This window comes from Alteromonas sp. AWQ4_252 (assembly GCF_056158205.1).
In genome coordinates this window covers 4520627-4545331 of record NZ_JBSWSV010000001.1, presented here as the reverse complement: position 1 = coordinate 4545331, position 24705 = coordinate 4520627, and the positions used below count along the sequence as shown (strand labels likewise).

Below are 24705 nucleotides of genomic sequence, written 5' to 3'. Positions count from 1 at the left end.
TCATGAATTCACTGCCATTGAATCCGATCACAGAGCAGGACAAGGCGATCTATCAAAAAGATGGTGTAGTGTGCTTGCGGCAGATGTTTGATAATGAGTGGATCGAATTACTAAAGTCGCATATAGAAGAGGTGCGTCAATCACCTGGTGACTTCGGCCTGACCGGCCCGTCTCATGGCTCAGGGATGATTTCAGTCTGCTATATGTGGCGTAAGCCTGGCCCTGTGAGAGACTTCGTTATGCAGTCGCCTCTAGGGCAGATTGTTGGCGAAACTATAGGCTCAGACTTCATCCGTCTTTACCACGACCATTTGTTTGTTAAACCTCCTCAGTCACCGAAAATTATGCCTTGGCATAACGATGAATCGGCCTGGCCTGTCAAAGGGGAAATGGCACCAAACATATGGGTGGCGTTGGACCCAGTTAGCAGTGAGAACGGAAGAGTAGAATTTCTTGCTGGCTATCACAAATACTGTGTAGAAAATGATATCCACTATGGTTTTGCGCCGGACCAGGGAGCTGGACTGTGTCCTAATTTTGAAGAGGAGCGGAACAATCCTGATTTTCCTTTCGAGTTTGTCGGCTTTGATATGCAACCTGGTGACGCTGTGATTTTTCACCCTATGACTCCGCACTTCTCCAAAGGTAACTTTTCTGACACCTTGCCCAGAAGTGGTTTAGCTGTACGGGTATTCGGGCATGATGTAACTTGGTGGAATACGCCGTACAAAGCCCCCATCCCTGATGTCGTTGACCTGCCTACAGGACAAGCCCCAGACGGAGAATACTTCCCAGTGTTATGGGAGAAACCGGCCGCTAAGAATAGTGCAGCCTAATGTCTAGCATAGTTACTGTATATTCCGACGATAATGGTGGTTCTGCTGCGGTCAAGTCTCACTTGACCTCAGCGTTTCCGTCTTCACAACTATATCACAGTGAAGCTTTGAGCTGGTGCGTAATAACAGGAGCTCCGGGTAACTATGGTGATTGGCATACTGTTACATCTCCCTTGCTTTCTATTGTGATTAGAGGGGAGTGGGAAGTGGAAGTATCTTCTGGAGACAGCTATGTTATGAAAGCTGGTGATCTTCTATTTGCAACGGATACAATGGGAAAGGGTCATCGCTCTAGAGTCCTGTCGGACTCTCCTTGTACGGTTGTCGGAGTGGGCTTAAATCAACTACCGCCTTCTATTAAGTCACTTTTATCTGAATGTGATCCCGTCGCAAGGTAGCGCTACTTAAAAGCTGAGTGTAGTGAGCAGCATTGCTTCTCACTATATCTGACTATTGATGGAAAAATTTCAACAATTTACTGGCAATGGCCTCAGGTTGTTCAAACGTACTTAGCGCACCGGCATCGTGTATCACTTCGGTCTTCACATTTTTAATCCTGTTTTTTGCTTGCGCTAATTTCTCAAGATCAAAAAATAAGTCGTTCTCAGCACCAAACACTAATGTGGGACACGAAATCTTCGTCATCCAGTTTTGTTCTGCCATCCAGTGCAACACAGACTCGTGAATATCAAACTGGCGTAGCCTGGCTAACTGGCCATGAATAAAAGGTTTATAACGCTTTTCTAATGACGAGGTTGGCGCGAGAGCGGCATAGCGCAACCACGCATCTGAGATAAATTTCCCCTCTGTATCAAATGGGATATCTCGAGACAATGGTTTTGCTTTAATCGCGTTAAGAAAATCAGCAATCTGTGTTTGTGAAATCAACATTTCACAGGAAATGGCTAACTTCTTAACGCGTTTCGGATAATTTACTGCCAGACATGTTGCAAGTGCCGCACCGGAATGGTTACCTGCGATATAAGCGGATTGGATTCCAAGAGTGTCCATAAAAGCAATCGTGTCTTTCGCGAAATCAGATACGGTCATCGCTGAAGTGGGTTCATACGATTGACCATGTCCGGCCATATCCGGTGCATACACAGTGAAATGCTGTGCTAGAACGGGAATAATATTTTCCCACTCAATGCTGCTCATTGGTGCCTGATGCAACAGTAACAAAGGTTCGCCCTGCCCGGCTTTGATATAGTGAATTTGCCCTGCGGGTAAGTCCAGATAGTATTTTTTCATAACCATTCCATGAGGAAACTTTACCCGGTCGTGTCCTGAACCCGGGTAAAGTAACAACGTTAAATCTTTACAATGACTTTCCCGGTGTTTTCACCGCGCATTAAACGACAGAAAGCCTCCGGAGCACTAGCAAGCCCCTGAGAAATATCTTCAAAGGTTTTCAGTTTGCCGTTCAGATAATAGGGCAGGCAATACTCCACAAATTCTGCTCTACGGGACTCGTAATCATACACTACAAGGCCGGTAACCTGTGCTCTGGATTTGATCCACATGGCCGGGTGAGGGCCGCCGGCACGGCTGGTACTGTTGAGTTCAGACATAATGCCGCACAGCACTACTTTGGCACCAACAGCAAGTTGAGAAGAGACCGTGTTTAACAGTTCTCCGCCAACTAAATCAAAATACACGTTAATACCATCAGGGCAGGCCGCTTTAAGTTGCTCAGCAATGTCACCGGCTTTGCGATCAAGGCAGATATCATAGCCTATATCATTGACGGCGCGTTCACACTTTTCTTTTCCACCAGCGATGCCGACAACTTTACAGCCTGCTAATTTGGCCAGTTGGGCGGCTGTCGAGCCCACGCCGCCGGTAGCTGCTGAAATGACTACAACATCGCCAGGAACCGGGTTTGCGATGCATACTATACCAGCCCAAGCCGTGAGGCCAGTAGTTCCAATTGCTGATAAATAGGCCGCGTTGTTTTCCAAGGGTGAAGCGATTTTACTAAGGGCTTTTGCTTCCAACGCTGAATATTGCTGCCAGCCACCAAAGCCCCTGACGATATCTCCGGCCTTAAAAGCTGGATCCTGACTTTCAATCACTTCGCTTATCGTTTCGCCTTTCATGACGTCGCCCGGCATGATAGCACCAGACAAGTGCCGGCCTGCAATTTGGCTACGCATGTAAGGGTCGAGAGATAAGTATTGATTCTTAACTATTACCTGACCAGGTTCAATTGTCGGCAGTGTCGCTAGGTTGACACCAAAATCTTTCGGCTCAGGCATGCCATGCGGTGTGGTTGCCAAAATTATCTGTTTATTTTTTAGTTTGCTCATGGCGTTGGTTTTTATCCATCAATAGAACATGATGAAGAGAGTAAGCCAAAACGCACAATGGGACTATGACAAAAATCATAATCACATTGTGGTGAATTTTTACCGCCTAGGTGTAATTACCTTGCAGTTTTTGTCTGCAAAGGCGTACCTCGTTCTCTAGGAGTTACAATTTGGGGCACTAAAATTAGCGCAAGGGTTACCAGCGCGACGAAAATTATGAACGCGATTTGGTAATTCCCATATGTAGAGTAGAGGACACCTGTCAGCCATATCCCAAGCCCACCGCCTAAACAGTCTAACACCGCGATTGTGCCGAGTATTTTACCTGCGGAAACAAGCCCAAAACAGTTCACTGCAGAGAGTTGAATAGTAGTATAAACTCCTCCCCAGCCTAAACCGAAAAGCACTATAGCTATCCAAATCAAGCTGTCGTTCATCATCGCTAGAAATGTCGAGCCCGCTAACATCACAATAATATTACCGATAAAAACAAGCTTGTAGTTCAAATAATCACACAATAATCCAAAGAAAAATTTGCCGATAACCGCACACAAGAAGAATAAACTTATACCATTGGTAGCGGAAATGGTTGTCAAGCCCAAGTCTCGTAAATATAAAAACAGGTGTGCCTGGACAGCCAGCACTGTGTAGAATGTGGTCATCGCAACAATCGATATTGCCCAGAAGGCTTTAGTCTTCAATGCTTGAAAATAACTTAACCCCTGGGTTAACTCTGAAGCCTGTGGCTCACTGGGTGACGCAGACTCTGGCCCATTTTTAATAAATATACCGACAAGTACAAACATAATAGCTGGGAAGGAAATGGCATACATCATTGACGTACGCCAGCCCACCCACTCGCTCATGTAGGTTCCGTACTGGGGGAACAACATGCCCCCCAGGCTAGTACCAACTAGGGTTATACCAATAGCGACGCCTCGTTTTTCTTTAAACCAGCTCGAAACAAGAATGATAGCGGGGTTTAGTCCACAGAAAATAAGCACAATACCCAGAAGCGCATGTGCGACATAAAGATCGCTAAGCGAGTTTACAGCGCTGTAAAGAAAATACGCGATGGCGAGTAGTACCCAACCTACCAACATGCAGCGTTTGACTCCCAATCTATCAATAATAATACCGCCAAAAGGTGCCAGTAATGCACTGGTGCCAAACGTAATCATATCGCGGAATTTTAATTCGCCTCGACTCCAGCCGAATTCAGTAATCAGAGATTCGTCAAAAACGGATAAACCGGAAACACTCATTCCGTTGCTGATGACTAAAATCACACATGCTTGAACGGCGATAAGCCAGGGGTAGCCTCTATTCATAACTCATCCAATACTTGAAATTGATTTGTTGCAAACAAACTATTCTGAGGAAACCAGACGGAGCAAGTTAATGGACAATTAACTTCCTGTCTTTGTAGATAGTTGATTTGATGCTGTTATTTTAATTTTACTGGCCGTGGTACGCATAAAAATGACGATAGACTTACGGTAAAAAACGACAAAACCGGTAAATTGGTATCACCCCAGTATGTTTGATTTTGCCGTGCCCTGCGATGCTTGAACATGACAAATCGCAAATTTCCCCACAAAAAAGTGGATCACTTGAGAAGAAGAAAAACTTAGAAGAGCAATCTTAGAAAGTTGTATATGAATATCTATCAATACACTAAAATTATTGTTATAACAATAGTTCATAATATGCTTTTTAGGTAAATCGGTTAAGAAGGATGAAAGAAGTTTGGATTTTCTACTAGTTAAATTTGTACACGTGATGGGGCTGGTTTACTGGTTAGGCGGCGACCTAGGTACTTTTATCGCAAGCCGCTATGTGCTGAAAACGGATCTGGGCCACGAAAGCAGAGTGGTGGCCGCGAAAATACTAAATGCTGCCGATCAGGGGCCGCGACTTGCAATGCCACTGATGTTTGCCAGCGGGTTACACTTAAGTACTACGCTGGGGTTAACGCCGTTGTTGTCCGGTAAGTTGGCAATCATTTGGGCTGTAGGTCTTGTCTGGTTGGCATGTGTTGCAGCATTGCATTGGTATTCCGGTGGCGCAAAATCACTCATTATAAAATGTGACTGGGTTATCAGAGTAATGGTTTGTTTGGGAGCAATATTGACTGGCTTCATCAGTGTTTTTACCGCCGGTCCGGTAGTTGTCTACTGGGCGGCCTGGAAGCTGGCTTTGTTCGGTGTGGTTGTACTTCTGGGTATTCTTATCCGCTTTAAGCTAAAGCCTTTTGGTCCCGCTTTCGCAAAGCTGGCGAGCGGTCAGGGGGATGCAAATACAAATAAAATTATTCAAAGCACCATCGGCGGTGCGGCCTGGCATGTAAAAGGGATCTGGATACTGCTTCTGGTGATATCAGCTTTTGGTCTCCACCTCATTTAACACTGTCCGTGGCCACGGCTGGCGGAATATCCGCCAGCACATGAGTCCTGTTTTTACTATATAGTCCAGTACAATCATACCGAAAATCCACTCCACCGGTGCATTCATAAGCATGAGTATAAATGCCCCGCCAAAACGGATGACAAAATTACTTATCAGTACAGTAAGCATGGGCCAACGGGTATCTCCCGTGCCCTGACAGGCACCTGTCAAAACAAAGTCGATGGCCATAACGGGTTGTGCAATTGCAAATAAGTAAATAAATACGCTGGTGTAGTAGGTAACGACATTATCTCCAATTAACCACAAAGAGAGTGGTTCGCAGAATATCCCCAGTAGTAGTCCTATGATTGTCATTACGGTCAGCGAAAAACCAAGGGCAACGTGAAGAATACGTTTTGCCATTGCCAGATCATTTTTGCCCACTGCCTGACCTATCATTACGTTGGCGCTCACAGAGAATCCGTAACCCACAACAAAGGAAACGGAAATAAGCATTATACCTGCGCCATAGGCTGCATACGGTGCTGTGCCGTAACGGGCGACTACCCACAGGAACGACAATACCGCTACCTGTCTGAACAACTGCTCCATGATGGCCGGGTAACTGATACGCCACAACCGGCGTCCGCCAGAGAGAGACCATCTGGCAATAAAATACTCCCGCCAACGGGGATACAGCAAACCAAGCATTAAAATCAGGCCGAGTAGGTTTCCAATTCCTGCTGCTCTCGCCACTGCGGCAGAGCCACTGTCAGTATAGTACTGCCAGTTGCCAACAAGTAGATACGTCAATAACAGAGTTGTCCCGTTTAAGAAGATACCGGAAGCCAGCGGCAACCAGGTGATACTCATTGCTCTCAATGCGCTGGCGATAATGAAATAAATGGCGATCAGCCAGCAATAGAGGCTAAGTTCCCGTATGTAACTGGCGCCTTCAACCAGCGCTTCAGGATCGGTAAGACCGAGACTATACATAATAGGCTCGGCCAGCCACCAGAAACAAAGAGACAGGCATATAGTTATCGTTGTGCCAAGCATAAGCGCAAGGCGAAGCCAATGAAAAGCTTCACTATGCTGCCCCCGTCCTTTGCTCTGGGCTATGAGTGCCATTGCGCCGATGTTCAGGCCGAATAGTATGGACTGAATAAGAAAGAATAGTCGCTGACCGGAAGTAACAGCGGCAATGGCAGAGCTGCCCAGTGTTGCGACGACTTTTATTGAGAGGATCCCCACCACCGCCGTCATTGCCTGAACACCACCGGCAGATCCTGCCAGTGACATCATTTGTCTTAAATCGACTTTTACAGTATGTGCTGCGCGAGACTGTTGATTATTCATGAAATTATGAGAAAGCCTGTCAGGCTATCGCCAGTAATAAGATTAAATGTTATTATGACATATAGATATTACAATAATCTATGGATTAAGAGTATGACTATGCAGTTTGATGTAGAAATTAGTGAAGTGGGCCCCAGAGACGGATTGCAGAGCATTACGCCAATAATGGCCACAGTAGACAAAAAACGTTGGATTTCGGCACTGGCAGCTGCCGGGATCCCCGAAATCGAAGTAGGCTCATTTGTGCCGGCAAAAATACTGCCGCAACTGGCTGACACTGCAGAGTTAGTGGCTCACGCCAGAACTATCGATAATCTTAATGTCGCCGTACTTGTACCTAATTACCGTGGTGCTGAAAATGCCGTCAAAGCTGGCGCGCACAAGATCACGATTCCGTTATCTGTGTCTGAAACGCATAGTCTGAAGAATGTCCGCCGTACTCATGTGCAAATGCTCGAAGAAGTCAGACAAATCCGTGAACTGATTAACACGTTACCTGAAGGGGAGCGGCCTGTTTTTGAGGGCGGTTTGTCAACCGCATTTGGTTGCACCCTTGAAGGTAAGGTGCCAGAAAGTAAAGTTTTCGGTCTGGCAGAACAACTTATAGAAGCAGGATGTGATGAGGTAGGCCTGTCGGATACTACAGGCTACGGTACGCCGCTGCAGGTGAAAAATCTGACGACAGGTGTATGGGCCGCAGTAGGCAAAGATAAGCTTACCGGTATTCACCTTCACAATACCCGTGGTCAGGGATTTGCGAACGTGATGATGGCACTGGAAGTCGGCTTGCGAACGATTGATTCGTCGATGGCCGGAATTGGTGGTTGCCCGTTTGCCCCCGGAGCTTCTGGTAACATAGTAACCGAAGATTTGGTTTTCTTATTGGAAGGGATGGGGCTAAAAACCGGCGTACAGTTCGGGAAACTGCTGCAGGCGCGAAAAATTCTGCGCCAAAGTTTACCGACAGAGGTTGAATTGTACGGCTTCACCCCTGATGCAGGTCTGCCGAAGGGCTTTGATATGAAAACGCCGCAGCAACTGGCCTGAACAAAAAACGCGGCAAAGGAAAAGCCTTCGCCGCGTTCTGTATTTGCTGCTCTGAAAAGTTACGCTGAAAGGGATTTCAGGTAATCAATTACTTCCATTTCTTTAACTACATCGGCGTATTTCGCGTTCATATCGAAAAGATTTGCCTGATGCGGTGCCTCATGACGGTCTCCACAGGCTTCTTCTACAACAATAGGAATGAAACCGTTTGAACAGGCGTCTACACAGCTGGCGCGAACACAGCCACTGGTTGTTAGACCTGTCAACAATACAGAATCAATACCCGCTGCTGTCAGCGTAGAGGCCAGTGATGTTCCGAAAAACGCGCTGGGATACTGCTTTGAAATAACCAGCTCGTTTTCTTTCGGTGCCAGACCTTTCGCCCAGGCGCCCATGGGCGAACCCTCTGTTAAGTAGCGAAGCGGCTTTGCCTTTTTAAAGAATGTGCCACCGTTAAAGCCTGAAGGATGATAAACCACATTGGTATAGATCACAGGAATACCTGCATCACGGGCAGCGTCGAGCACACGGATTGCAGATGCAAGTGCATCTTCAACATCGGCGTACAGGTCGCAGGACTTATCATAATAAGCTTCAACGAAGTCTATCAGTACCAGTGCCGGCTTCTTACCGAAGCCGATGCGGTTGTTATATACGCTTGCGTAGTTCGCGTCTAAATTTTCACTCATTTTTTAATCCTTCCAGCGAGGCCTATTTCGCCCACTTCTTCTCAAACGCCCATACATCTTCGAAACCGATAAGTGAACAGAACTCTTTGAAGTTATTGATTGGCACACCTGTTGGTTCAGGGCTGCCTTGCTCTTTCATGGCAATCAGGGCTTTTTCAACGGCGTTGGCGGCTGCAAGGGCGGGTAAAGACGGAGCAATAGCGACACTGAAGCCAATGTCCTGCATTTTTTCAGCGCTGTACATCGGGGTAAAGCCACCGTTAGACATGTTAGCCATCATTGGGGCATCGACTGCCTCACAGGCTCTACGCATTTCTTCTTCGTTGGTAAGCGCTTCGAGGAAGATGATGTCAGCACCAGCGCGACGGTAAGCGTTACAACGTTTTATCGAGGCTTCAAGCCCTTCGGCATGCAGAGCATCTGTACGGGCAATAATCATCATATCTTCGTCAGTACGTGCATCTACCGCCACTTTAATTTTTTCAACCATGTCATCCACCGGAATAACACGGCGACCCGGAGTATGGCCGCATTTTTTAGGAAACTCCTGGTCTTCCATCTGAATGGCTGCGACACCCGCTTCCTGATAGCCTTTCACTGTATGGTGAACATTCAGCAGGCCGCCAAAGCCGGTGTCGGCATCTGCCATGACAGCAGCGTTACTGGTTTTAACCAGTGTCGCCATGCGATCCAACATCTGGGTGTAACTCACAACACCCGCATCCGGCAAACCATAGCCTGATGCAGTCAGCCAGTAGCCACTGCCATAAACAACATCGAAGCCGACTTTATTAGCAACAACGGCAGTGATCATATCCTGAATACCGGGAGCAAAAACAAACTCTCCCTTACTGATTTTTTCTCGCAAAATTGATTTAGACATATTGAATTCCAGGTGAGTCAATGTGGGTTGGGGGGCCTACCAGGCCGCCTGATAAATGGCCAGTGCATCGGCTTCACTTAAATAACGCGGGTTATTTACCAGAAGACGTTGTTGTTGCATGGCTTCGTTTGCCAGTTTTGGCAGATCGGATTCGGGTATATTCAGCGCCGACAAAGTACGTGGAATGGCCACGTCAATCAGCATTGCTTCTATCAGCTCAATGAAATGTGCACAATCGAGCTGGGTGTCACCACAGGATTTATCGGTGGTTACACAGGTCATTAGTTGCGCGTACTGTTCTATTGCCCAGTCATCGCTTGCATTGAACCGCAGCACGTGGGGTAAGACCAACGCATTACTAAGTCCGTGGGGAATGTGGTAATTGCCTCCTAACGGATAAGCCAGTGCGTGTACTGCAGCAACTGGCGCATTGGCAAATGCCTGTCCCGCCAACATAGCGCCGAGCAGAACTTGCGAACGGGCTTCCACATTATTGCCCTGACGTACGGCGGTAAGCAGATTTGACGAAATGAGTCGTAAAGCTTCTTTTGCCAGCATATCCGAATACGGATTTTTCTTTTTCTTGCTGGTAAAGGCTTCGATGGCATGCACCATGGCATCAATACCTGTAGCTGCTGTAATAGATGGTGGCAGGCCCAGGGTCAGCTCTGCATCCAGTAGCGCAATATCCGGTAACAGTTGATGAGAAACCACACCGGACTTTGTGGTTTCGCCGGTGGTAATGATAGAGATTGGCGTCACTTCTGAGCCGGTACCAGCGGTGGTAGGCACCAGGATTAATGGCAAACGTTTTTGCTTTATCTGATCAATGCCATACATTTCCTGCAGAGGCTGGTCGCCGGGCACCAGTGCTGCTATCAGCTTTGCTACATCCAGGCTGCTTCCACCACCCACCGCGATAATACCGTCAGTGCCGGCGTCTATCGCCGCCTGCTTTGCTGAAAGCACAATGTGCTCAGGAGGATCTGCCTGAATATCACTGTACACAAAGGCGGCCAGTCCCTCAGTCTCCAGTTTGCTGATGACCGGCTTCAGGATGCCGGTTGCCAGCAAACCCTTGTCGGTAACCAGCATGGGACGTGTTATTGCAAGTGCGCGGCAATGTTCAGCCAGTGTGCCGGCTGCGCCGGGGGAACACACGATTTTCGGGACTGACATAAACTCAAAATTAATGCTTGTCATGGGGTATCCTGTTATTCCTAAAACTGCTAATTACATGCTCTGCATCGCGCGTTTGTAACGCGTGAAAATCAACAGGCTGATGGCCATAATCGCTGCAGGTACAACCGAATAAAGCAGTACCATGCCGTGAATGGCTTCCGGCGCCTGTTCAGTGGCTCCGCCGGTTGAAGATTGAAATCCTGTGTAGCTTAAAAATGCACCTGCCAGGACCGGACCGAGGGCGAACGCCAGCTTTTCTGTGGCGGAGAAAAAGCCTGAGAACAGACCTTCATCCACCGTTCCTTTGTTTTGACGTTGTTTGTCGATGACATCGGTAAGCAGTGAGAAGACAAGCAGGGCAAAGCCTGAATTGGTACAGCCGATAAGCACCGCGCGGCAAAGTACAAGGAAATGCTCTGTCGACATCTCACCCCAGCCGGGTAATGTCATCAGCACGTCGTCGCCGGGTTTAACCCAGAGCCAGGTAATGGTAATCAGCATCCAGCCAATGCAGGCTACCCAGAAGGCAGCTTCTTTACCCCATTTGCCGGACAACTTCACCCACATTGGCTGACTCAGTATCGAACCTGTACACATCACGATTACAAAAGGAAACAGAAGCGTAATGTCAGCAACCGCATATAAGAAAATGAAGCCAACAACGGCGTAGCCACATGCCTGAGCAATGGTTTGTACAAGATAAGTGGCAGCCAGTACCATGAAGGGCTTATTTTCTTTCACGGATGCAAATCTGCTGAGTAATTTGCGCGGATCATCCTGTGAACTCTGTCCGAAATTACGGGGTACACCAAAGGCTGTTGCGAGCATAGCAACCACACAAATGCCACCGAACAGAATGGCCATTGTTCGCCATGCGGCGGCATCACCACCGAGTTTATAAACCAGCGGCTGAGCCAGCCCTATGCCCATAATTACGCCAACGATGACGAAAATCATACGCACAGACAGTACCTTGGTCCGTTCATGGGCATCAGATGAAAGCTCGGATGCCATGGCGAGGTAAGGCACTGAAAACGCACTGAATGCTGTGGATGCAACCAGGAACAATATGCCGATAACTATCGCTGCCATCGTTGGCGAGGAAAATTCACTGAAACTGAACAGCGCCATAAAACTCAGGCCGGTAAGCAGGCCACCGGCCGCCAGGAAAGGGCGACGGGAATGATGTGGCTTCAGTTTGTCTGACCACACGCCCATTGCCGGGTCGCAAATAATCACCCACAGTTTAGGGATGAGAACAACTATACCGGCAACCCAGGCAGAAACGCCCAGCATCGTGGTCATGAACAGAGGTAACAGCGCTGCCGGGGCATCACGGAATAGCTGGCCGCCAATCTGACCGCTCCCGTAGAGCAGCTTTGTGATAAGCGGTACTTTTGAAGTGCTGATAACAGCCTGATCAGCTGTACTTTCGACGGCTTGTGTCATTATGTGTTCCTCGCGGCCACGTGTAAAAAGAGTGTCGCGGTCATACTGGCTCGCTTACACAGTCATAGTTAAACAGGCCCAGGGTTTCTTCATTGCGAAGATTACCCAGACCATACATCTCAGCTTCATTTCCTTGTAAGCGATCTGCGTTCTCGTTAGATTCCTGTTGAATGAAACTGGTGCGGTCAAAGCGTGAGGTCTCATACCTTTGAAGGGCTTCTTTCATCGAATCAGCGTCGTTAATGGCACGTGTTAGCATGATGGCATCCTCGATGCCGGTAGCTGCACCCTGCCCAAGAAATGGCGTCATGGCATGGGCCGCATCTCCGATAAGGGTGACGGAATCATTTTTTGACCAGCCGTCTGACAGCGGTTTATGAGCGTTGATAGCCCATTTGAAAACCGTGCCGGGCTTGATTTCATTCAGCAGGGTTTGTACGTCAGTGCACCAGCCGTCAAAGTGTTGCTTTAGTTCGTCAAGATCAGCAGGAATCGACCAGCCATCTTCTTCCCAGCCACTTTGGCGAACGAAAAACACCAGGTTCAGAATGTCGCCTTTGCGAAGGGGATAGCGAACCACCATTTTACCAGGGCCGATATGCATGCCGGGCTGATCGATCAGTTTCTGGATAGCCGGTGAAGCCGGCGCCAGTGCACGGTATGCAATGTGGCCCGTGAAGTGAGGAGGCTGCGGATTAAAAAGCTGGCGGGTTACCGATTTAAGGCCATCAGCACCGATGACCAGATCGGCATCGTATTGTGTATCATCGGCAAAATACAAGGTTGCACCACCTTCATTGCTGTCGATGGTTTTTAAGTGCTTACCAAGATGCAACTGAGCACCTTCTTTCTCTGCCGCAGTGACAAGGATTTTGTGCAAATCCGCACGGTGAATATACACATAGGCTGCGTTGTACTGTTGCTTTGTATCCGAACGGTCTACGGTCAGCAGGTTATTTCCGCCAGACCAGTGATCGATGGTCTGTGTGGACGGCTCCATACCAGTTTCAACAATAGTATCGCCAACACCGATGTAGTCCAGTCCGCGCATTGCATTCGGCGCCAGAGTGATACCTGCACCCACGTCTCCCAGTTGCGGTGCTGATTCAAACAACTGAACAGTATGACCTGCTCTGGCTAGAGCGATGACAGCCGTCAAACCGGCAATACCTGCACCAACCACAGCAATGTTTAACGTTTGCATAATTCTATTCCTTCGTTACCGTAGCGTATTCGCTTTGGGAGCGTATTAACTGTGCTTCTAGTCTCCATATTCACAGGCTGCCAGCCATGACAATTGTCAAAGACGCCGCGCGCCGCAAAGTAGTATGTTTGCTGGCATACACGCAGATGCTCCGGCACTCGCAAACGAGAAATACGAAATCAGCAAACAAGGTTTTTTATGACGATCACTACGCCTGCAGAATCACCTGAGCAAACTCTGAAATCAGACAATTTTGTCGATGAAATACGTCATGCGGCAGGGGCTGAGAATGTGATGGATGCATCCCGGGCGAGGCATTTATATACCGACGTTTATCGTCAGAAAGCGTCTCCGGTTGCGGTGGTCACCATCCTTGATTCAGAGCAGCTACAGGCAGTTATGCGCGTCTGTTACAAAGAGAGTGTGGGTGTATCGGTTCGGGGAGGCGGTGCTTCTTACACCGATGGTTATCTGATTGAACAAGGCCCGCAGATTTTGCTGGATATGAGCAAAATGAACCGGATCCTGGAAATCAATGAACAGGACGCTTACGTTACCGTTGAAGCGGGGGTGACCTGGGCGGTACTGAAAGACACGCTAGCTGAAAAAGGCTGGCGGACACCTTTTTGGGGACCATTTTCAGGAATGCACGCCACCGTAGGCGGCTCGGTGTCACAAAACACAATCAGTCACGGTTCAGGTGCATATGGCATTTCTGCACAAAGCGTGCAGGCGGTTAAAGTGGTACTGGCTAACGGTGATATATTGGATACAGGTTCTGCAGGTGCTGGCAGCACGCCCTTTTGCCGTCATTTCGGCCCGGATCTGACGGGATTGTTTACCGGCGACTGCAGCGCCCTCGGTGTAAAAGCCACCGTTACACTCCCGCTGATAAGGCCACGTCCCGCGCACCAGACTATTTCCTTTGCTTTTGACGATTTTGAAACCATGCATGAGTCCATGCGGCGCATTTCGCTGGAAAGACTGGAAGATACGCATTTCTCCCTTGATGGCGCATTGTCTCAGGGGCAAATTGCACGACAGGATAACGCGGGACAGGTTGTCAAAATGGCATTGTCGATCCTGAAAAGTTCGCCGTCGTTGTGGTCTGGTATAAAGCAACTGTTCACGTCAGCGGTATCTGCCCGTAAAGTCATCAGTCAGTCACCCTATATGACGCACTACATTGTTGAAGGGGTGAATGATGCGGAAGCGAAAAGTCGAATCCACCGTATCCGCGAAATTAACCAGTCATTCGGTCAGGAAATTCCGGCCACCGTGCCTGCGGTAGTAAGAGGGATGCCCTTCGCACCCTTTTACAACACCCTGGGACCGGCCGGCGAGCGCTGGGTTCCCCTTCACGGCATTCTTCCCCATTCCGCCGTAGCGGCTTTTCACAAAGAGCTGGAAGCTTTTTATGCGGCCCGTAAAAATAAGATGGACGAATTGGGGATCTGGTACGGTGGTATGTTTGCTACTGTAGCTTCTTCGGGCTTTCTGTACGAAATAGCGCTGTATTGGCCAGATGAAATTACCGACTACCACCGACAGGTTGTGCCAGCGGATTACCTTAGCAAATTGCCCGTCTATCCGGCTAATCAGGTTGCCCGTGAATATGTGCATGAACTTAAAAGCGCACTGACTGATTTATTTGTGAAACACGGCGCGATTAACTTCCAGTTAGGTAAGGCTTACCCCTATCGTGACCGGTTACAACCGGTCACATTAAACATGGTCGACGCACTGAAAGCCCATGTGGATGATAAAGGTATACTGGCACCGGCTAATCTGGGATTCGGCGATAAAGCATGACGGCAGCTGACAGGGAAGTGATAACCCGTCATTTTGTGCAGGTTGCAGACCGCACTGTGCATTACCGGCATGCAGGCAAAGGTCAGCCTGTGGTGTTAATACATCAGTCGCCAAAGAGTTCTGCTGAACTTGAGCCGTTTATGCGTCAGCTTGCGCCCCACTTCAGTGTTTTTGCGCCCGACACGCCGGGCTACGGCTTATCTGCACCTCTTGCAGACACGAAGGCAAGCATCGATGATTTTGTTGATGCGCTCATTGCCTTATTTGATGCCTTGTCTCTGAATACGCCGGTGGTATTTGGCAGCCATTCCGGGGCGATATTCGGAGTCAGGCTGGCCGTCCGCTACCCTGATCGCGTAAGCGGACTGGTGGCAAATGGTATTTTGATTAATGATCAGGCCACAAGAGACGAACTGGTCGCCCATTATTTTCCGCAATTTCCGCCTTCCAGGACGGGTGAACACCTTGCCGGGGTGTGGTCCAGAATTCGCGATCAGCATTGTTACTATCCCTGGTATAAACAGTCACCGGAGCATCGTATTCACTGGCCCGCCAGTGTGGAAGAAATGCATGAAAGTGCGCTGGAAATTCTTATGGCGGGCGAGCATTATCAAACCGGTTATCGCGCTGTTCTGGATTACGATATATCGCCGGACGTCAGCGCCTTATCTGTACCGACAATGCTGATTGTGGCCAAACCGGACGCACTGGTGCATTACGTGCCCCATTACCCGCCACTTCCGGCAAACGTTTCTGTGACGATAACTGAAGACTACCCGGCGATTCCGCAAAAGACCATTGCGTTCATTTATGGACGTTGTGCGAATGTGAGCCTGCCGGCAGACCCTGTGGCACAAAACTCTCATCCCGAACGTCAGTTTATCCGCGCCGGAAAGACCGGGCTGTATTGTGAATTCAGCGGAGACCCGCAAGCTACCCCCGTGCTGGTGGTGCATGATCTTTTTCAGAGTGTCCGGCAATGCAGAGAGTTAATCAGTGATTTATCTGAAAATCATTACGTCATTGCCCCGGATCTACCCGGGCACGGTTACACGGCCGGCGAACCGCTGTCAGCTGCAGAAACGGCAAAGACACTGGTTACATTGATTGAGACTTTGAAAACACCGGATATCGAACTGGTGTTTGTTGGGCGCAGTGGCTATCTGGCCGGTGAATTTGCCCGCTGTAAGCCACATGGAGTGCAGACAGACGTATTGTTTGTACCTGACCATGCCGGTATTGCACTGGGTAAGCTGCACTTCGATGATGATACGGATGTTGCTCTGGCGAAAGCGCCGGACCTTACGCCTGAATCCTCAGGCGCCCATTTTCAGACCGCCTGGCATTACTTGCGGGACAGCTATTTATTCTCCCCCTGGTATCGCAGGGAAGAAGCATGTATTAGTCAGGGACGTGGCGAGCTCACAGTCCCTGAACTGCAAATTGCACTGTTGGATCTGATGGCTGGCTGGAAGAGTGGTAACCTGCTGCTGGATGCCGTGCGTTAATACCGCGTAAGCCGCAGTTCAATCCAGTGGCGTAAATTCCATTTCAGGGCCGCTTTGCAATTGCCCTGAGGGCGGTCTTTCCACCAGATTAAGCAGAAAACCGTCAGGATCCCGCAAGCATATTTCACGCTGACAAAAGTGCCCCAGTTCGAATGTGACCGCTGTGCCAGTCCAGCTGGCTCCGGCAGCACGGAGCGCCGGCAAAATAACGTCTAAATTGTCCACATAGAAAACCAGCGCACTTTCTCCGTATCGGGCAGGGCCACTTCGCACCGGTTCATCTGTGTCCGAGCGGGCTATTTCAAACAGGCCCACCATGCCGAAATTCGGGCCTTCACTTTTTACAATGCTGACTTCGTAAGGCCGGTGTTCACTTAACCCCAGTACTTCACTGGCTGAAGGATGAGATAACACGCCTTCGAAATACAGGTTTGTTAAACCCAGCGCCTGATAAAACTGTTTTGAGCGCTTCCGGTCGCGAACAAATAAAGCGCTGCGGATTAGTGCCGAAACAGGCGGCGGGGTCATAGTAGTCATCGTTTTCGTCCACACCAGAGCATTTGACCTAGTTTAAGGTGATATGTGTAAAGTCTTTTTCTGGACAACCTGAGGTACAGAAAAACAGCCAGCACGCGATTTCATTGTATTTAGTTAGGTATATAACAATTTGTTCTGCAATGACATAAATCAAAAACAAGTGCCGGGTTTCACGTGGCTGGTGGGGCGCAGACGAGTAAAAAACAGTTCAGACCGGGCGATTGATATTTGTCATAGAGGGGCACAGACATTGGCTATAAGGTGAATCCCACGAGCAAAAGCACTACTCAGACCCGCGCTTTTGCACCGGATTTGGAGACAGCCATGCAAAGCGACATTGTAGATCCTTCCTGGTCAGGTATTGCACATGTATCAGACGCAACGAAGGCATTTTTAGCTCAACCCCATAAACTGCTCATTAATGGCGAACATATAGAAGGCGTGAAGGGTAATACGCTGAACAGTTACGACCCTGCTACCGCTGAGAAGTTGGCTACGGTATGTACCGGCACGGAAGATGATATTGATAATGCAGTAAAGGCGGCAAGAGCGGCGTTTAACGGTCCCTGGTCGTTACTTTCTCATTTCGAGCGTGCAAAGTTACTGAAAAAGTTAGCCGTTGCAATTGCAGCGCATGCAGAAGTGTTTACCGAACTGGAAGTGCTCGACAACGGCATGCCCCGGTTTATTGCTGCACTGACTGTTGAAAATATCAGTGAGATGTTCGACTACTACGCCGGTTGTGCTCAACACATCGAAGGCACCACGACCCAGCCTCCCAGACATGTTGCAATGGAAGCCGAAGCGCTTACCTATACGCTGAAAGAGCCGGTAGGTGTTGCCGGACTCATTGTGCCGTGGAACGTACCCATTTCTACCGCCGTTTTAAAACTGGCGCCTGCCCTTGCAGCAGGGTGCACGGTTGTTGTGAAGCCATCGGAAGAAACGCCTCTGTCCATTTTATTGCTCGGGCAGTTACTCAAAGAAACCGGCTTCCCTGATGGTGTTGTGAATATTGTAAATGGTTATGGCCACGATGCCGGTGCTCGGTTGTCAGCTCATCCTGATGTGGACAAAGTATCATTTACCGGCTCTACCGCCACAGGCCGCAAGGTGATATCTGCCGCTATGGGTAACCTTAAAAAGGTGTCGCTGGAGCTGGGCGGAAAATCCCCGGTGGTGGTGATGCCCGACGCCGATGTGGAGCTTGTCGTCCCTGGCATTGCCCTGGCGACATTCTTCCTGCAGGGACAAAACTGCATGGCCGGCACCCGCATTTTTATCCATGAAAGTCTGCATGATGAGGTGGTAGAGAAGCTTATTGCATTTACCTCATCGCTCAAAATTGGTCATGGTCTGGAGCCGGAAACCTTCCTCGGCCCACTCATCTCTGCCGGCCACAAAGAAAAGGTGCTCGGCTATATCAGCAAAGGTCAGGAAGAAGGCGCGAAGCTGGTTTACGGCGGCCGCCCGCTGGCGGGTAACGGACATTTTGTTGAGCCCGCGATTTTCACCGGATGCCACAGAGACATGGCCATTGTCAGAGAAGAAATCTTTGGCCCGGTCATGGCTATTCAGTCATTCAGTACTACCAATCTTGACGAGATCGCCGCCATAGCAAACGACACCGAGTATGGCCTGTCGGGCAGTGTCTGGACTGAAAGTCTCAGTACTGCTCACGCTCTGGTCGCGCGTATTCGCGCAGGTCAGGTATCGGTGAACTGCCACGGCGCCATCGGAACCAATATTCCGTTCGGAGGTTACGGACAATCCGGCTGGGGCCGGGAATTTGGACGTGAAGGACTTGATGCTTATCTGGAAACAAAAGCAGTAACAGCCCGACTGTCTGCGCGTCAGTGAACCCTGAAAATGCATTGCACGGAAAGTCCCGGCAGTGCAGAAGAAATAAGGTAAAAAAACTATGAAAAAAACTCAGGTAATCGTAGCCGGTGCCGGACCGGTAGGTACAGTAGCAGCGTATCGTCTGGCAACCATGGGATTTGATGTGATGCTGTGTGAAGCAGGTCCGAATTGTGCCATCGACTTGCGGGCTTCCACCTTTCACCCGCCAACGCTGGAGATGCTGGACGAAATTGGTATTGCTGAAACTCTTATCGAGAAAGGCCTGAAAGCGCCCAAATATCATTTCCGTGAGCGTGAAAGCGGCGAAACCGTTGAGTTTGATTTGTCTGAACTGGAAGGGGAAGAAAAATTCCCATATCGGCTGCAATGCGAACAGCATGTGCTGGCCAGCATGATTGCAGAAAAGCTGGATGCCCACCCGAAAGCCGAGGTGAAATTTAACCACCGGCTGGTTCACTTTGAACAGACAGAAGATGGCGTGGAAGTGGCGCTGGAAGGCCCGTTTGCCATTGAGAAAGTGCAGGCCAAATATCTGGTGGCGGCCGATGGTGGTAACTCTATTATTCGCAAATGGCTGGGCGTCGAGTTTGAAGGTTTCACCTACCCGGAGAAATTCCTCACGCTGTCTACCAAAACAGAGCTTAAAGACTACATCCCTGATCTTGAGTACGTGAACTACGTTTCAGATCCTAAAGAGTGGATGGTACTGCTGCGTGTGCCCAGTGTCTGGCGCATTCTGGTGCCCGCACCGGAAGATCAGCCAGACGAATACCTGTTGTCGGATGAAAAGAAAAATCAGGTGTTCCGCGACCTTATTGGCCGTGAAGACATTAAAACAGAACACCGCACCATTTACCGTGTGCATCAGCGGGTGGCGAAGCAGTTTAACTTTGGCCGCGTGTGCCTGGTGGGCGATGCCTGCCACATGAACAACCCTTTAGGCGGCTTCGGTATGAACAGCGGTATTCATGATGCATGGAATCTGTGCGACAAAATTGCTGCCAACCTCACCGAAGGTCACGATGACGAACGCTTTGAACTGTATGATCGCCAGCGCCGCCCGGTAACGCACAGCTTCATCCAGGCGCAGACCATGCAGAACAAAAAGTTGCTGGAACACAGCCCTGAAGAAAACCATGCCATGCGTTTACAGGAAATGAAAGATACCCGCGACGACGATATTAAACGTAAGGCCTTCCTGCGCCGCCAGGCCATGTACCAAAGCCTTGAGCTTGAAAAAAGCATTGTGTAGGAGGCAATAATGACTGACGTATTAGGTTACCGCGCAAAATTTGGTGTTTTAGGACCGTCGACCAACACCACCGTACAGCCGGAAATGGATGAAATGCGTCCTGCTGGTGTAACCAATCACTACAGCCGCATTATCGTTGATAATGCAAACGCACTGTCTGACGAGACCTTTCTTAAAGGGACGGCGCTGATTGATCAAGGCACCGTAGATGCGGTTCGCGGTGTGATGACCTGCGCACCGGATTATCTGGTTATGGGCATGTCTGCCATTACATTTTATGGCGGTGCCAAAGGTGCTGAACAATGGCAGAGCAACATTGAAGAAGTTGCCGGTGTGAAGTCGTCTATTGGTTCGGTTTCTGTTGTGGAAGCCTTTAAAGCCATTGGTGGCATTAAGAAAGTCGCTTTCCTGTCACCTTACTACCCTGTTGCAAACACAGAAGTACGTAACTTCCTCAGTGATTACGGCTTTGAAACCGTTGCCGACCATCCTTTCCGCGCGCCTACCTGGACAGCCATTGCTGAAATTACCCATAAGCAGGTTCGCGAGGTGGTGGAGCAGATGAACGACGATAACGTTGATGCCATTTTGCAGGTAGGAACCAACCTGTGTATGGCCCGTCTGGCAGGTCGCCTTGAACAGGAACTCAATAAGCCGGTTGTCGCAATCAATACGGCAACTTACTGGCATGCTCTGCGTGCAAACGGCATTACCGACAAAGTGTCCGGTTTTGGTCGTCTACTGGAGGAACTTTGATGCAATACGATTATGTACCGATTAGCCAGCGTGGGCAGTTAAAATGGCCTGAGGACAAGCGTGTTGCGCTGATCCTGACTTTTAACCTGGAAACCTGGGATCTGATTAAAGATACCGATGCACCTTACTATGCCGGCGGCCCGGCTGTATTACCGGATACACTGCCCGGTAACATTCCTGATTACCCGAATTTCACCTGGCGTGAATACGGTCAGCGCGTTGGGATCTGGCGCATGTACGACCTGTTTGATGAGCTTGGTGTGAAAGCCAGCTGTACCACCAATGCGGTCACATTTGAGCGTCGTAACCCCATGGTACAAGCCTGTCTTGACCGCGGTTGGGAGCTGATTACCCACAACTATGAACAAGGTGAGTTGCTGACTAACTTTGCTCATGACGAAGCCAAAGAACGGGAAGTGATTTCCCGCTCCATCGACATGTACGAAAAGCATGTTGGCCGCCGTCCGAAAGGCTGGTTGTCGTCGTCACTGCGCGGTACGTTGAATACGCCGAAGATTCTGGCGGAAGAGGGCTATAAGTTCTATTGCGATATCATGAACGATGACCAGCCCTACATGATAAAAACAGACAGTGGCCCTATTGTTTCTGTGCCTTACAGCAATGAAATTAATGACTTCACCATCATTACCCGCCGTGGACACACCACAGATGAATATCGCGACATTCTGATTGAAGAGCTGAATGAGCTCTATAAAGAAGGCGAGAAACAAGCGCGGATCATGAACGTAGGTTTGCATCCTCACGTCACCGGCCGTGCATACCGCATCCGCGCTATCCGCGAATTCATTGAATATGCCAAAACCCTGCCCGGCGTATGGTGGGCAACCCGGGAAGAAATTGCTGACTGGTACACAGAACAGCAGGCGTCACACATTCCCGGTCAACTTTAATCTGTATGAAAACAGAGGAGTCAACCATGTCACAAATCGTCGTGAATGACGGTGCCACGCCGGCACCGCAAACGGAAAATGTTAAAGCGTTGCTGTCTTGTGTCCAGGACAAGCAGCTTTACATCAACGGGGCTTATCAGGCGCCTGCAAAAGCAGGTTATCTGGAAACGACCGATCCGGCCACAGGCAAGTTACTGGCCCGCATTGCTAATGCCACGGCAGAAGACGTTGATGCCGCTGTGGAAGCCGCCCGTGCAGCACTGAAAGGTGCGTGGGCAGCCTATACACCGCTTGAAAGAAGTGCCGTACTTAACCGTATTGCTGATCTAATTGAAGCGAATATGGATGAGTTGTGCGAACTGGAAGTGCTGGACCAGGGTAAGCCATACTATGTTGCCCGCTGGGCTGAAATTCCGGCAACGGCTAATCAGTTCCGCTTTTTTGCCGGTCAGGCATTGTCACTTGATGGCAATACCGTTAACACATCAATCAATTACCAACCCGAGGGTAAGCAGGTGCATGCCTGGACTGATCGACAGCCGGTTGGTGTGGTTGCTGCGGTAACGCCATGGAATTCTCCACTTATCCTCACGGCAATGAAAATTGCACCGGCACTGGCCGCGGGGTGTACTATTGTACATAAGCCTGCTGAGCTGACTTCTTTAAGCGCCCTGCGCCTTGCCGAACTGATTACAGAAGCCGGCGTACCAGCAGGTGTTGTGAACGTGGTTACCGGTGACGGCGCAAATTGCGGTGCTGCACTTACCGGCCATAAAGGCGTTGATAAAATTGCATTCACAGGTTCCACTGCCACTGGCCGTGCCATTGTGGATGCCAGCAAAAAGCACCTGACCAGGGTAACCCTTGAGTTAGGCGGGAAGTCTCCGGCGTTGGTATTGCCGGATGCTGACCTTGAGCTGGCTATCCCCGGCATTGCCAATGGCATCTTCTTCAATGGTGGTCAGGTATGTGTAGCCAATTCACGTGCCTATATCCACCGCTCAATTTTCGACAAAGTGGTTGAAGGCATTGCGCAATACGGCTCAGGCATGCAGCTTGGGCACGGCCTCGATCAGGCAACTCAAATGGGGCCTGTCGTGTCTGTTGAGCAGGCGAAGAAGATAGAGCAGTTCATTGAACAGGCCAAAGCCAGTGGAGCAAAAGTGATCACCGGCGGCGTTCGCACCGGTGAAAATGGCACTTACATCACGCCAACGGTCATCACTAATACCACACCGGATATGCCCATTCATTGTGAAGAAGTATTTGGCCCTGTGCTGGTGGCAGAACCTTACGATGACATTGAGGAAGCACTGGCCTGGTGTAACGACAACGACTACGGTCTGGCTGCCAGTGTGTGGACACAGGATTTATCTGCTGCACACCGCTTATCCCGTCAAATTGACGCAGGCACCGTATGGATAAACTGCCATTCGATGTTTGATGCTGCACTGCCCATTGGCGGTATGAAGATGTCTGGCTACGGCCGCGATAGCGGTAAACAGGCGCTGGATAACTATCTGGAATGGAAGACCGTCTGCGCGGTGTTGTGATTCAGGACTAAGTGCTGAATCTGAAAGCCCTGCTAGAATGCAGGGCTTTTTTGATTCAGAAGCGGTAACTTAATATTACCGCCTCTTATTATCTCAACGCTTTGGCGGAAAATCTGGTTCGGCAGGTGCTTCAGGCGGTGTCCAGCCTTCAGGTACCGGAGCCGGCGTTTGCTCAGTAGCATAGGCTTCGAGGCTTGACTCGTTTGGACCGTAGTCTTCTGTTGGCGCACTTAAGAACTTAGGATCGATAGCACGGGCCGCTTCACGGATATCTTCCGGCAATTCATCAATACCGCCCGGTAACGTAGTAAACGTTGAGAAGTAGCTGATGTGGCCTTCAGCCTGACCCATCAGCATCCACGGAAGCCATGGTGTAATGCGTGACCAGGAGCCGACGGCAGGAATGTGGGTTTTGTTCGGGTCCTGCACGTCAGATTTCTTGAATACATAAATGAACTGTTCTGACACACGGTTAAATTTACCCGCAGACTCACGTACCCACTTTTCAGGTTGCAGGCGGTTCGGGTAATACAGATTGATGCCAGTGTTCAAAATAATAGTGTCATTCGGGCCTTCAGTCCAGTCCAGCAGGAAGGGAGGCTTGGCTTTGTTGCCTATATCCGTGCCCTCGTAGGCATTAGGAATATTTACATAAGAACTAATTGTATAGTTATAGGGGTCGTTAGCGATGGGTACGACCCGTACGTCTTCATCGGTATAGGGGTTATGCCAGGTTTTTAAAATCTCGCCGGTGTCGATATCTTTATAGAACACAACTTCTCTGAGCATGCGACGGATACTACCGTCTTCAAGCTGCTTAGTACGAGTAACACTGAAACCTTCCATTATAAATAGCTCACGAACGGGCTCATTGGGACGTACCCCAAAAACTTTGCCTTTCAGCCAACCTACTTTTTCTTTAGAAGGGTTTAAGTCAGCGTCTAATCTTGCATAGGTATCACGGTTCCAAACAGGGTTTTTAAACTCGACCGTTGTAAGAAAAGTAGGTATTTCTGACGATTTTTCATCGCTTTTTGCTATTGTCGCTTGAGTTGCAAAAAGTGATGCTAATACAGATGCGATAACTGCGGACTTCGTTATTTTTGAAGTTAACATGCTCCGCCGGTTAATAATTTTCATTAACGCTTCCTTAGGTGTGATTGAATA

The 24705-nt window shown here is 49.3% G+C and carries 22 protein-coding genes; 11 read left to right on the top strand and 11 right to left on the bottom strand.

The features are described from left to right. The first annotated feature begins 2 nt into the window (after window positions 1–2). Window positions 3–836, top strand: a complete 834-nt coding sequence (locus ACXACM_RS19875) for a phytanoyl-CoA dioxygenase family protein (RefSeq protein WP_474824022.1) — start codon at window positions 3–5, stop codon at window positions 834–836. Further along, on the top strand, window positions 836–1234 hold the full coding sequence (locus ACXACM_RS19870; RefSeq protein ID WP_474824021.1) for a cupin domain-containing protein: 399 nt from the start codon (window positions 836–838) through the stop codon (window positions 1232–1234). Before ACXACM_RS19875 ends, ACXACM_RS19870 begins: the two co-directional genes overlap by 1 nt. Window positions 1235–1286: 52 nt before the next feature. Here the strand turns inward: ACXACM_RS19870 and ACXACM_RS19865 are convergent, their stop codons facing one another. The 3 genes from ACXACM_RS19865 to ACXACM_RS19855 form a co-directional block, all read right to left on the bottom strand. After that, window positions 1287–2087, bottom strand: coding sequence for an alpha/beta fold hydrolase (locus ACXACM_RS19865; protein WP_474824019.1), 801 nt, complete (start codon window positions 2085–2087; stop codon window positions 1287–1289). Between the two features lie 59 nt (window positions 2088–2146). Then, on the bottom strand, window positions 2147–3145 hold the full coding sequence (locus ACXACM_RS19860) for an NADP-dependent oxidoreductase (RefSeq protein ID WP_474824018.1): 999 nt from the start codon (window positions 3143–3145) through the stop codon (window positions 2147–2149). 116 nt (window positions 3146–3261) lie between these two features. Further along, the gene (locus ACXACM_RS19855) at window positions 3262–4476 is read right to left on the bottom strand and encodes an MFS transporter (RefSeq protein ID WP_474824016.1); all 1215 of its coding nucleotides are present in this window, start codon (window positions 4474–4476) and stop codon (window positions 3262–3264) included. Window positions 4477–4894: 418 nt separating this feature from the next. Between ACXACM_RS19855 and ACXACM_RS19850 the strand changes: the two genes are divergently transcribed. Next, entirely contained in the window at window positions 4895–5551 is a 657-nt protein-coding gene (locus ACXACM_RS19850; protein ID WP_474824014.1) for a hypothetical protein, read from the top strand. On the opposite strand, the gene ACXACM_RS19845 is transcribed toward ACXACM_RS19850, so the two are convergent. Then, the gene (locus ACXACM_RS19845; RefSeq protein ID WP_474824012.1) at window positions 5525–6892 is read right to left on the bottom strand and encodes an MATE family efflux transporter; all 1368 of its coding nucleotides are present in this window, start codon (window positions 6890–6892) and stop codon (window positions 5525–5527) included. The two genes, ACXACM_RS19850 and ACXACM_RS19845, sit on opposite strands and share 27 nt — an antisense overlap. Window positions 6893–6985: 93 nt before the next feature. Between ACXACM_RS19845 and ACXACM_RS19840 the strand changes: the two genes are divergently transcribed. Continuing rightward, entirely contained in the window at window positions 6986–7939 is a 954-nt protein-coding gene (locus ACXACM_RS19840; RefSeq protein ID WP_474824010.1) for a hydroxymethylglutaryl-CoA lyase, read from the top strand. Between the two features lie 59 nt (window positions 7940–7998). Here the strand turns inward: ACXACM_RS19840 and ACXACM_RS19835 are convergent, their stop codons facing one another. From ACXACM_RS19835 to ACXACM_RS19815, 5 genes are read right to left on the bottom strand one after another with little or no spacing between them, the layout of a single operon-like run. Beyond that, the gene (locus ACXACM_RS19835; RefSeq protein WP_474824008.1) at window positions 7999–8628 is read right to left on the bottom strand and encodes an isochorismatase family protein; all 630 of its coding nucleotides are present in this window, start codon (window positions 8626–8628) and stop codon (window positions 7999–8001) included. Window positions 8629–8650: 22 nt separating this feature from the next. Next, window positions 8651–9511, bottom strand: a complete 861-nt coding sequence (locus tag ACXACM_RS19830; RefSeq protein WP_474824007.1) for an isocitrate lyase/PEP mutase family protein — start codon at window positions 9509–9511, stop codon at window positions 8651–8653. Between the two features lie 36 nt (window positions 9512–9547). Beyond that, window positions 9548–10714 (bottom strand): iron-containing alcohol dehydrogenase, encoded by a 1167-nt coding sequence (locus ACXACM_RS19825; protein ID WP_474824005.1) that lies wholly within the window; start codon window positions 10712–10714, stop codon window positions 9548–9550. Between the two features lie 30 nt (window positions 10715–10744). After that, window positions 10745–12142 (bottom strand): MFS transporter, encoded by a 1398-nt coding sequence (locus tag ACXACM_RS19820; RefSeq protein ID WP_474824003.1) that lies wholly within the window; start codon window positions 12140–12142, stop codon window positions 10745–10747. A gap of 40 nt (window positions 12143–12182) precedes the next feature. After that, on the bottom strand, window positions 12183–13346 hold the full coding sequence (locus ACXACM_RS19815) for an FAD-dependent monooxygenase (RefSeq protein ID WP_474824001.1): 1164 nt from the start codon (window positions 13344–13346) through the stop codon (window positions 12183–12185). 198 nt (window positions 13347–13544) lie between these two features. Here ACXACM_RS19815 and ACXACM_RS19810 point away from each other — a divergent pair, with 198 nt between their 5' ends. After that, on the top strand, window positions 13545–15158 hold the full coding sequence (locus tag ACXACM_RS19810) for an FAD-binding oxidoreductase (RefSeq protein ID WP_474823999.1): 1614 nt from the start codon (window positions 13545–13547) through the stop codon (window positions 15156–15158). Then, entirely contained in the window at window positions 15155–16666 is a 1512-nt protein-coding gene (locus ACXACM_RS19805; RefSeq protein ID WP_474823997.1) for an alpha/beta fold hydrolase, read from the top strand. Before ACXACM_RS19810 ends, ACXACM_RS19805 begins: the two co-directional genes overlap by 4 nt. An 18-nt stretch (window positions 16667–16684) precedes the next feature. Here ACXACM_RS19805 and ACXACM_RS19800 read toward each other — a convergent pair whose 3' ends face one another. Continuing rightward, window positions 16685–17203, bottom strand: a complete 519-nt coding sequence (locus tag ACXACM_RS19800; RefSeq protein WP_474823995.1) for a VOC family protein — start codon at window positions 17201–17203, stop codon at window positions 16685–16687. Window positions 17204–17527: 324 nt separating this feature from the next. Here ACXACM_RS19800 and ACXACM_RS19795 point away from each other — a divergent pair, with 324 nt between their 5' ends. The 5 genes from ACXACM_RS19795 (at window position 17528) to ACXACM_RS19775 (ending at window position 23538) form a co-directional block, all read left to right on the top strand. Beyond that, on the top strand, window positions 17528–19063 hold the full coding sequence (locus ACXACM_RS19795; RefSeq protein WP_474823994.1) for an aldehyde dehydrogenase family protein: 1536 nt from the start codon (window positions 17528–17530) through the stop codon (window positions 19061–19063). A 61-nt stretch (window positions 19064–19124) separates the two neighbouring features. Then, entirely contained in the window at window positions 19125–20318 is a 1194-nt protein-coding gene (locus ACXACM_RS19790; RefSeq protein ID WP_474823992.1) for an FAD-dependent oxidoreductase, read from the top strand. A 9-nt stretch (window positions 20319–20327) separates the two neighbouring features. Next, complete coding sequence (locus ACXACM_RS19785) at window positions 20328–21074, top strand: maleate cis-trans isomerase family protein (RefSeq protein ID WP_474823990.1); 747 nt, start codon at window positions 20328–20330, stop codon at window positions 21072–21074. Continuing rightward, complete coding sequence (locus ACXACM_RS19780) at window positions 21074–21985, top strand: polysaccharide deacetylase family protein (RefSeq protein ID WP_474823988.1); 912 nt, start codon at window positions 21074–21076, stop codon at window positions 21983–21985. The genes ACXACM_RS19785 and ACXACM_RS19780 overlap by 1 nt, the downstream gene beginning before the upstream one ends. 26 nt (window positions 21986–22011) lie before the next feature. Then, window positions 22012–23538: an aldehyde dehydrogenase family protein gene (locus ACXACM_RS19775; protein WP_474823986.1), complete on the top strand. Its 1527-nt coding sequence runs from the start codon at window positions 22012–22014 to the stop codon at window positions 23536–23538. A gap of 93 nt (window positions 23539–23631) precedes the next feature. On the opposite strand, the gene ACXACM_RS19770 is transcribed toward ACXACM_RS19775, so the two are convergent. Next, window positions 23632–24678 (bottom strand): DUF1838 family protein, encoded by a 1047-nt coding sequence (locus tag ACXACM_RS19770; RefSeq protein WP_474823984.1) that lies wholly within the window; start codon window positions 24676–24678, stop codon window positions 23632–23634. Window positions 24679–24705: the final 27 nt, after the last annotated feature.